10 protein-coding genes are annotated in these 8481 nt (G+C 73.9%); 3 read left to right on the top strand and 7 right to left on the bottom strand.

The genetic code is table 11. The annotated features are described in order from the left end of the window. Window positions 1–269 precede the first annotated feature (269 nt). A complete protein-coding gene (locus A2U95_RS24665; protein WP_166026899.1) occupies window positions 270–707 on the bottom strand; it encodes a DUF6114 domain-containing protein in 438 nt (145 codons plus the stop codon). A 262-nt stretch (window positions 708–969) separates the two neighbouring features. Beyond that, a complete protein-coding gene (locus A2U95_RS24660; protein ID WP_166026896.1) occupies window positions 970–1590 on the bottom strand; it encodes a DUF6230 family protein in 621 nt (206 codons plus the stop codon). 525 nt (window positions 1591–2115) lie between these two features. On the opposite strand from A2U95_RS24660, the gene A2U95_RS24655 reads away from it, so the two are divergent. Further along, window positions 2116–3021 (top strand): hypothetical protein, encoded by a 906-nt coding sequence (locus A2U95_RS24655; protein WP_166026894.1) that lies wholly within the window; start codon window positions 2116–2118, stop codon window positions 3019–3021. 316 nt (window positions 3022–3337) lie between these two features. Beyond that, entirely contained in the window at window positions 3338–3988 is a 651-nt protein-coding gene (locus A2U95_RS24650) for a Tat pathway signal sequence domain protein (RefSeq protein ID WP_166026890.1), read from the top strand. A gap of 13 nt (window positions 3989–4001) precedes the next feature. On the opposite strand, the gene A2U95_RS24645 is transcribed toward A2U95_RS24650, so the two are convergent. Both A2U95_RS24645 and A2U95_RS24640 read right to left on the bottom strand, forming a co-directional pair. Then, complete coding sequence (locus tag A2U95_RS24645) at window positions 4002–4511, bottom strand: ribonuclease FAU-1 family protein (protein ID WP_166026888.1); 510 nt, start codon at window positions 4509–4511, stop codon at window positions 4002–4004. Beyond that, window positions 4492–5421, bottom strand: coding sequence for a GNAT family N-acetyltransferase (locus A2U95_RS24640; protein ID WP_166026886.1), 930 nt, complete (start codon window positions 5419–5421; stop codon window positions 4492–4494). The genes A2U95_RS24645 and A2U95_RS24640 overlap by 20 nt, the downstream gene beginning before the upstream one ends. 76 nt (window positions 5422–5497) lie before the next feature. Here A2U95_RS24640 and A2U95_RS24635 point away from each other — a divergent pair, with 76 nt between their 5' ends. Next, a complete protein-coding gene (locus A2U95_RS24635; protein ID WP_240958021.1) occupies window positions 5498–5887 on the top strand; it encodes a GntR family transcriptional regulator in 390 nt (129 codons plus the stop codon). A 27-nt stretch (window positions 5888–5914) separates the two neighbouring features. On the opposite strand, the gene A2U95_RS24630 is transcribed toward A2U95_RS24635, so the two are convergent. From A2U95_RS24630 to A2U95_RS24620, 3 genes are all read right to left on the bottom strand, one after another. Continuing rightward, window positions 5915–6295, bottom strand: a complete 381-nt coding sequence (locus A2U95_RS24630; RefSeq protein ID WP_166026882.1) for an antibiotic biosynthesis monooxygenase family protein — start codon at window positions 6293–6295, stop codon at window positions 5915–5917. Window positions 6296–6359: 64 nt separating this feature from the next. Further along, window positions 6360–7112 (bottom strand): DUF72 domain-containing protein, encoded by a 753-nt coding sequence (locus tag A2U95_RS24625; RefSeq protein WP_166026881.1) that lies wholly within the window; start codon window positions 7110–7112, stop codon window positions 6360–6362. A 15-nt stretch (window positions 7113–7127) separates the two neighbouring features. After that, window positions 7128–8234, bottom strand: a complete 1107-nt coding sequence (locus A2U95_RS24620; protein ID WP_166026879.1) for a DUF5925 domain-containing protein — start codon at window positions 8232–8234, stop codon at window positions 7128–7130. Window positions 8235–8481 lie beyond the last annotated feature (247 nt).

The raw sequence follows: 8481 nt of genomic DNA, 5'->3' as shown, positions 1-8481 counted from the left end.
CGGGGGAGGGCCGCCGGGGCCGTCGGCGGGGCGGCGGAGACGTCGGCGGAGACGGCGGCCGAGGCATCGGCCGAGGCATCGGCCGTGCGAGCGCGCTGCGGGAGCAGGGCGAGGGCGACGGCGGCCGGGCGCCGTCCGGATGACCGCCGGGAGCCGGACGCGCCCGCGGGCGGGCCTTTGCCCCAGGGGGAGCAGCGACCCGCCCACGGGGCGGAAGAACTCCGGCACGGCGGCCCGGGCGGCGCCGGGCGAGCCGGGACGGGGCGGGCTCAGCCCGCGGAAGCGGCCTCGCGGCGACGGCGGCGCAGCAGCTTGCGGCGCGGCTCCTGGTCGGGCAGCCAGCCGAACGCGAGGGTCGAGCCGAGCAGGCCGAGGATCAGGCCGACGACGAACCCGCCGAGGTTCGAGGTGACCCAGGACCCGAGCGTGGCGAGCAGGCCGATGATCGAGTAGAAGATCCGCTGCGCGGGGTTGAAGAGGATCAGCAGCCCGCACAGGGTCATCACGGCCGGCAGCAGGTAGCCGGCGATGCCCAGGGCTCCGGCCTTGAGGATCACCTGGAGCGAGGACTCCAGGACCTTCATGGTCAGCATGATCTCCACGCCGGCGAGGGTGAGCAGCAGGCCGCCCAGGAACGGCCGGGTGCCGCGCCAGGTGGCGAACCGGGACCGCCGCTTCGGCGCCGGATCCGGGGGAGCGGCGGGCAGGGCGGTCCCGGACCGCACGGTGGCGCCGGGCTGCGTGAGGGCCTCGGCGTGCGGGGCGGCCTCGGTGTGCTCGGCGTGCGGACCGGCGTGTTCGGCGGGCGGGCCCGCGTACGGGGCGGGCGGGCCGGCGTACGGGGCGTTGTGCGGGGTGTCGGATGTGCTGTCGCTGGCCACGGCCGGCGGCTCCTTCGCGGGCGTTTCCGATCGGACACGGGCCCCGGCCGGCGGAACGCGTCCGCCGGCCGGGGTCTTCGCGACTGCGTCAGTTGCCGCAGCCTGCTTCGCTGAAGGCGATCTTCAGGTTGGGCAGGGTCATGGCGCCGGCGGTGGTCGCCCAGTTGTGCTGGTAGACGTCCTCCACCACGATCCGGTCGGCCTGCATGCCGAAGGTGCCGAGCGGTCCCGTGGAGAAGCCCTTGTCCAGGGTGGAGGCGTCCCGGCCCATCTCCAGGCCGTTGAAGGTGCCGGTCCGGCCCGTCAGGGTGTCCGAGTCGGTGGCCAGGTTGGTGGCCTTGGCGGGGGTCCCCTTGTTGCCGGCGGTGATGGTCAGGTGGGTGCCGCCGATGGCCACCGCCTGGCACAGGTTGGTGATCTCGGCGTTCTTCATGGTGGTGATGAACACCGCCACCTGGCCACCCGTGTCACCGTGGAGCGGGCTGTCGGGGTGCATGTTGTCCAGGCCGCCGTACTGCGTCATGCCTGTCGCCTGCAGCTTGTCGGCGTTGATGGTGAACGGCATGCCCGAGATCGTGAACTGGGCGGCCAGCGCGCCCTGGGCGGTCGCGACGACCAGCGCCGCGGTGGCGAGCACCCCGGGGACACCGAGCGCGGCCCATCGGCGCAGACGGACTCTGCCCTTACGGGGCATTGCGGACTCTGACATGGACGGCTCTCCTCTGTGACGACGATGTCGGTGGAACCGGGGCATGTCCTGGCGCGGACGGAACCCCCTGAGCGGCGCCGGGTTTCCCCAGGTCCTGTCGGCGGCGGCGCAGCGGAGGGTTCGGGGGGATCCCTGGAAGTTACCGGTGAGTGTGGAACGTGGTCAATTGGCTTGCGGACAAAGGGTGTTGACGGTGTGTTGCGATTGGGGCAGATGTCGCCGCGTGGTGCAGGCGAGCCGACCGGAGCCCCTCCTTCCGGGACGGAGTTCCCGCAGGCGGGCGGCCTGCCGCCAGGGTCGCAGGACGTCTCCCCGCTTCGCGACCCGCCGTCCGAACTGCGCTTACCTCGGGTAACAAATATCCGTCCGGCTCCTTGACCGCCCCGGCGGGCGCCGATACAACGTCGTTGGGTTTCCCTGCGGTTGGACGTCCCCCTCGCCCGTGGCGCCGGGCGAGGGGGACCCGCCGCGTCGCCGTGCCGCACGACTCCGCCCGAACGGGCCCGAAGCGAGGAGAACGCGCACATGGACAACGCCACGAACCGCAGACCCCGCCGCCGCGTGCTCGGCAGGGCCGCCGCCGCGGTGGCCGGCTGCGCAGCCCTGCTGGGACTGCAGGCGACACCGGCCCCGGCCGCCGGAACACAGCTGGCCGCGCCCTACCAGAACATGGACACCTGTCCGACCGCCTCGCCGCTGCTCACCGCCGCGGACAACCTCCAGGTCGGCTGCGTGCACTCCGAGGTCGGCGGGGGCACCTTCCGGATCGGCGACTACAGCGTGCCGATCGGGGCCCCGATGAAGCTCAACTGGGGCATCCGCTGGTCGTCCGCCGCGCCGACGGTCGACGTCCTGGGCAGCACCGCCAACGTCTACGACACCGCCAACCCGGTCGGCGGTCCGCTGCTGGACGCCCCGGTCACCGAGGCGCCGCTGCCCGGCCTGGCCAACTTCTGGCCCGGCGTCACCAGCGCCGACATCAAGGTCGAGCCGGCCGGTCCGATCCGGAACTTCGTTCCGCTGGCCGTCGGCAGCGATCACCCGCTGTTCGAGATGCCGATCAAGCTGAAGGTGATCCACCCGCTGCTCGGGTCCCACTGCTACCTGGGGACGGACGCGAAGCCGATCGTGCTGCGGGCCTCCTCGCCGGCCGCCCCGGACATGGCCGTCGAGGTCGACCCCAACGGGCACGAGACCGTGGTGATCAAGATAACCGACGGCACCCTGAGCGACTCCTCGGTCGCGATCCCCGGCGCCAGCCGCTGCGGTCTCCTGGGGCTGGGCGAGAGCAACTGGATCGTCAACTCGCTCTTCGACCTGCCGGCCGGACCGGGCGGGAACGCGGTGACCTTCACCGGCGTCGACACGTCGATCGCCATCGACGGCAGCCTGGAGTCCCTCACCGCGGCGCTGAACGACGCCCGCGGCTGAACCGCGCCCCTGCGGGGCCGGCGGCGTGCGCGCCGTCCCCGCAGGGGGCACCCCGCCCGTCAGCTGGGGTTACCTCGGGTAACAAAAAGCCGACGGACCTCTTGACCCGCCCGAACCATCCCGGTTACAACACTTATGGGCTACCTGTGGTCCCTCGGCCGGGACCACCTGAACGCCACAGCGAACGGCGCCACCGAGAACTCTCACCGCGGACCGGGACGAACCCCGCGAGTGAGCAGGCGGCGGTCACGGGGCGGCCCCCACGTCACCGCCGTGCGCACCTCCGAGATCCATTCCCCCCTGGAAGGAATCCGTCATGCGCAATCGTCGTACCGCGTTACTCGCCACCGTCCTCGCCGGAGCCGCCTCGATCTGGGGCGTCTCCGCGACGGCCGTCGCCGCGCCGGCCGCCGCCGGTGAGGTCCTGACGTACGACGCCACCGGCGCCGGCGTCCCCGTCGGCGCCAAGCTGACCGCGTCGCTGGCCGCCGGCACCACGGCCAAGCTCACCACCACGGCGGGCGGCAGCACGGGCGTGACCTGCAGCGGGTCGGCCATCGAGGCCACCGTCGCGACCAACCCGCCGGCGCCGGGCACGGCCACCGAGAACAACGTCAAGCAGACGTTCAACGCGGCCACCTGCACGTCCAACATCCCGCTCACCACCGGCGTCGCCTCGATCACGGTCACGCCGCTGCTGACCACCGCCGTCTCCTCCGGCGGAGCCCTCGTGGTGAACGGCCCGATCACCGCCACCGCCGTGCTGAAGAGCCCCTTCGGCAACGTCACCTGCGTGTACAGCGCACCGTCGATCAGCGGCACCACGAACAACGCCGACGACTCGATCAACTTCACCAACCAGCAGTTCACCAAGCAGAGCGGCTCGTCCACCTGCCCGGCGAACAGCTTCTTCACCGCCAAGTACGCCCCGGTGACCGGCCCGGGCGGTGCGGTGTCCGTCAACTGACCGGCGCCCTGAGCTAGTCCAGCAGACCGCCGAAGCCGTCCTCGCGAGCGAGCTCCTCCAGCTCGTCGAGGGCGGCCTCGGCGCGTTCGGCGGCGTGCGGGTCCCGCTCGCGCAGCCCGCTCGCCGCGAACTCGTCCTCGTCCAGCCTCAGCACCCGGCGCCCGTCGGCGGACCGCCACAGGTCCAGGTCCAGGTCCTCGACGACCACCTCGCCGCCGGTGAGCTCGGCGGGCCGGGTGACGTCGCAGTACCAGCCCTTGAGCGCGCCGGAGGGGTCCCGGACCTCCTTCACCGCGTACCAGCGGTCCCGCCAGTACCACTCGGTGAACACGTCGCCCGGCTCGAACCGCACGAAGCCGAAGTCCCGGGCGCCCCCGCCCGCCCACTCGGCGCGGACGACGACCCGCACGCCGTCGTCGGAGAGCAGCTCGGCGGGGTAACGGATCTTGAGGCGTCCCGCCTTGCGCAGCACCACGTCGACCCGCTCCGGGGCGGGCTCGGCCTCAGCCGAGTTCGCGGACATGGTGGACCTCCTGTGCGCAGACCTCGTAGCCGAGCCACCGGTTGACGGCGAGCATGGGCTCGTTGCCGGCGTCGTTGCCGGTGTGCGCCTCGGTGAAACCGGCCGCCCGGGCGCGGTGCAGCGAGTCGGCCTTCACCAGCTTCGCCAGGCCCCGGCCGCGGTGGGCGCGGGCCGTGCCGGTCATGCCGGTGCCGTAGCGGGTGCCGCCGTCCGTGCGGACCGCGGTGAACGCCACCGGGCGGCCGTCGGCGACGGCGACGGTGGCCAGGTCGTGGCGCTGGAGCGGATGGCGCCAGGTCTCCTCCAGCCACGTGTCGAAGTCGTCGAACACGTAGTCCACGTCGCCGGGTTCGTCGGCGGTGCACTCCGCGTCCAGCAGGAAGAGGGGCCGCGGGTCGTCCGCGAAGTCCGCGGCGGTCCGCAGCTCGACGCCCGGCGGCGGGGCCGGGACCGGCGGCAGTTCGGCCCTGGCGAGGTCCAGGCGGAGGAACTGGGCGGTGCTGCCGGGCCGGTAGCCGCGGCGGTCCGCGAAGACGCGGTTGGCCGGCTCGTCGAGGACCCAGGAGAACACCTTGCGCGCGCCCAGCTCGGCGAGCCGCCCCTCACCGGCGTTCACCAGGGCGGTGCCCGCGCCCCGGCCGGTGCGGTCCGGGCGGACGTAGACGTTGAGCAGCGCCTGCCCGGGCTCGGGGCTCTCGTGGGCCAGGGAGAGCTGGGCGGTGCCGATCGCCTCGCCGTCCTCCTCCGCGAGCAGGGCCGTGTAGTGGCTGTCCGGATGGAGCCGGGCCAGCACGTGCTCGACCGAGTCGGCGGTGAAGAAGACGTAGGGGAGCGCCAGCATCCGGATCCGGGCGAAGGCCTCGGCGTCACTGCGGTCGCCCGGCCGGATGGCGCGTACGGAGACGGTCATGGCCGGGACGGTACGCGAGAGGGCGGGGGGCCGCCCTTCATTTTCCGGCCGTGGCCGGGTGCGGCAGAATCCGGGTGTGAGCAGTCCGAGGATCCGCATCGACGACCGGCCCGGCAGCCTCGCTCCCTTCGAGCAGGTGCGGGCACAGATCTCCGAACAGGCGCGGTCCGGCGCCCTCCCGGTGGGGCACCGGCTGCCGACCGTGCGCGGCCTGGCCGAGACGCTGGGGCTGGCGGCCAACACCGTGGCCAAGGCCTACCGGGCGCTGGAGGCGGACGGGGTGATCGAGACCCGGGGCCGCAACGGCACCTTCGTGGCCGCCGCCGGGGCGGCGGCGGAGCGGACGGCGGCCGCGGCCGCCCGGGAGTACGCGGAGCGGGCGCACCGGCTCGGGCTGGACGCCGGGGCGGCGCGCCGGGCGGCGGAGGAGGCGGTGCGCGCGGTGTACGGAGGGCCCGCGCGGTGACCGCGCCCGCGGTGGCCGCCGCGCCGGTCAGTCCGCCCGCGGGTCCCGCCGGGTCTCCGCCCGGGTGAACCCGTGGCTCCGTTCCACCTTCGCCACGTGCAGCGTGTAGCTCTCGTACCATTCGGCCCGCCCGCGCCTCTGCGCGACGCGGTGCTCGGCGTCGGTCCGCCACCGGGTGAGGGCATCGGCGTCGCGGAAGTACCCGACGGTGATGCCCAGTCCGCCGGGCGTCTGCGCGTGCTCCATCCCGAGGTACCCGGGGACGTCCTTCACCAACTCCTCCATCCGGGCGCTCGTTTCGCCGTAGCCGTCCTGCTCCTGGCTCCGCACGGAGGTGAACACGGCCACGTAGTACGGCGGTTCGAATGCCTCGACGGGGACGACGGGGGTCTTCGGGTGATCGCTCATGGCGCCACGGTAGGGCGGGCGGTGCCCGGCGATCCACCGCTTTCCCGCATGCCGGGCCCGGCGGTCAGCGCGGCGTCCGGGTCACCCGCAGGCCGGCCGAGCGGGCCGACCGGGCGAAGCGGACGGCGTCCTGGACGGCGGCGCCGCCGGGGTCGTTGTTGAAGTAGACGTAGAGGTCGCCCGCGGGCCAGGTGCCGGCGGCCCGCTCCGCCCAGGTGCGCAGGGCGCGGGCGCCGTAACGCGGCCAGGGCCGGGCCCGGCCCTCGTGGAGCCGCAGGTAGCCCCAGCCGGCGGTCCGCCACAGCGGGGTCACCGGCCGCGAGCCGCGGTCCGCCCAGCACAGGGCCGCTCCCCGGTCCTCCAGCACCGCCCGCACCCGGTCCGTCCACCACGACTCGTGCCGCGGCTCCACCGCCACCCGCACCTCCGGCGGGAAGCAGGCCAGGCAGGCGTCGAGCAGTCCGGCGTCGGCCCGCAGGGTGGGCGGCAGTTGCAGGAGCACGGGGCCGAGCCGGTCGCCGAGGCCGCCCGCGTGGCGCAGCAGGCGCTCCACCGGTTCCCCCGGATCCCTCAGCCGCTTGACGTGGGTCAGGAACCGGCTCGCCTTCACCGCGACCGTGAAGTCCGGGGGCGTCCGCTCCCGCCAGTCCGCGAAGGTCTCCCGGGACGGCAGCCGGTAGAAGGCGTTGTTGCTCTCCACCGTGGCGAACCGGGCGGCGTACTCCTCCAGCCACCGCCGCACGGGCGTGCCCTGCGGGTAGAGCACGCCGCGCCAGTCCCTGTACTGCCAGCCCGAGGTGCCGACGAAGACGGTCATACCGCCATCAAAGCACTACAGGTAGAGCCCCGCGTCCTCCCCGGCCCGGGGCTCCGGCAGCGATGTCGGGGAGGTGCCGCGCCGCAGCGCGTACAGCTCGGCCAGGGTGGCGCCGTCACGGCCGACGCCCTCCTCGGTGCCGAGCCACTCCACCGACTCCCGGCGGGTGAGCGGGCCGACCTCGATCCGCGCCAGGCAGCGGCCGGGGCGCACCACGGCCGGGTGGAGGCGCTCCAGGTCCTCGTTGGTGGTGATGCCGACCAGCACCTTGCGGCCCTGGCCCAGCAGACCGTCGGTCAGGTTGAGCAGCCGGGACAGCGCCTGGCCGGCCACGTGCTTGGCCTCGCCGCGGACCAGTTCGTCGCAGTCCTCCAGGAGGAGGAGCCGCCAGCGGCCCTCGCCGTCCTCGTCATCGTCGTCGTCGCCGATGGCGATGTTCATCAGGTAGCCGGCGTCGGAGAACAGCAGCTCGGGGTCGAGCACGCAGTCCACCTGGCACCAGTCCCGCCAGGAGCGGGCCAGGGTGCGCAGCGCGGTGGTCTTGCCGGTGCCGGGCGGGCCGTGCAGCAGCAGGAGACGGCCGGCGATGTCCTCGGGGGTGGTCTTCATCAGCGAGTCCATCGCCCCGGCCACCGGGGCGGTGTAGTTGGCGCGGACCTCGTCCCAGGTGGCGGCGGAGATCTGCCGGGTGATGCGCAGCGGGCCGCGGCGCGGGGAGAGGTGCCAGAACCCCATGGTCACCTCCTCCGGTACCGGTTCCGGCTCCATCTCCACGCCGTCGGTGCAGCGGTGGACCACGGACTGCGCCAGCTCCTCGCTGGTCGCCGTCACCGAGACGTGGGTGCCGCTGCCCCACTGGGCGGTGGAGACCCGCAGGGTCCAGCCGTCGCCCTCGGCCAGGGTGGAGCGCTGCTTGTCGCTGCTGGCCTGCCGGACGACACGGGCGTCGGACGGCACCAGCTGGGCGCCGGGCCGGACGCGGTCGATGCTCACCGTGCGGGAGTAGGGCTGCTCGCCGGTGGTGAAGCGCTGGAGGAACAGGGCGTCGATGACGTCGATCGGGGAGTCGCCGTCGTCGAGGGCGAGCCGGATGGGCACAGGGGCGTGAGGGTTCTCGGCCATGGGGCCCATGATCCGTGGGATCGGCCGCGGGCGCACTGCCTTTCTCGCATCGGCGCCGACGGCGACGGCACGGCCGGGCCGCAGGGGTCCGCGCGCCGGTCCCGGACCGGCACGCGGACCCCTGCCCGGGTCAGCCGGCGGACGGCACCAGCCGCCGCGCCGCCCGCACCGCCGCGTAGCCCTTGGTGAGGACCCGGTCGGCGGCGAAGTTCCGCCCCAGCGCGTGCCCGTGGAGCAGGCGGAGGAA

Origin of the sequence: Streptomyces chilikensis (genome assembly GCF_001642695.1) — a bacterium.
GTDB classification, from domain to species: domain Bacteria; phylum Actinomycetota; class Actinomycetes; order Streptomycetales; family Streptomycetaceae; genus Streptomyces; species Streptomyces chilikensis.
Note: the sequence above shows the minus strand (reverse complement) of the source record. Positions and strands in the feature narration are given on the sequence as shown.

Excerpts from the sequence above, each read along its gene's own strand:
- A2U95_RS24640 (WP_166026886.1), bottom strand. The coding sequence starts at position 5,421 with ATGACCGTCTCCGTACGCGCCATCCGGCCGGGCGACCGCAGTGACGCC.
- A2U95_RS24650 (WP_166026890.1), top strand. The coding sequence starts at position 3,338 with ATGCGCAATCGTCGTACCGCGTTACTCGCCACCGTCCTCGCCGGAGCC.
- A2U95_RS24645 (WP_166026888.1), bottom strand. The coding sequence starts at position 4,511 with ATGTCCGCGAACTCGGCTGAGGCCGAGCCCGCCCCGGAGCGGGTCGAC.
- A2U95_RS24655 (WP_166026894.1), top strand. The coding sequence starts at position 2,116 with ATGGACAACGCCACGAACCGCAGACCCCGCCGCCGCGTGCTCGGCAGG.
- A2U95_RS24660 (WP_166026896.1), bottom strand. The coding sequence starts at position 1,590 with ATGTCAGAGTCCGCAATGCCCCGTAAGGGCAGAGTCCGTCTGCGCCGA.
- A2U95_RS24630 (WP_166026882.1), bottom strand. The coding sequence starts at position 6,295 with ATGAGCGATCACCCGAAGACCCCCGTCGTCCCCGTCGAGGCATTCGAA.
- A2U95_RS24625 (WP_166026881.1), bottom strand. The coding sequence starts at position 7,112 with ATGACCGTCTTCGTCGGCACCTCGGGCTGGCAGTACAGGGACTGGCGC.
- A2U95_RS24620 (WP_166026879.1), bottom strand. The coding sequence starts at position 8,234 with ATGGCCGAGAACCCTCACGCCCCTGTGCCCATCCGGCTCGCCCTCGAC.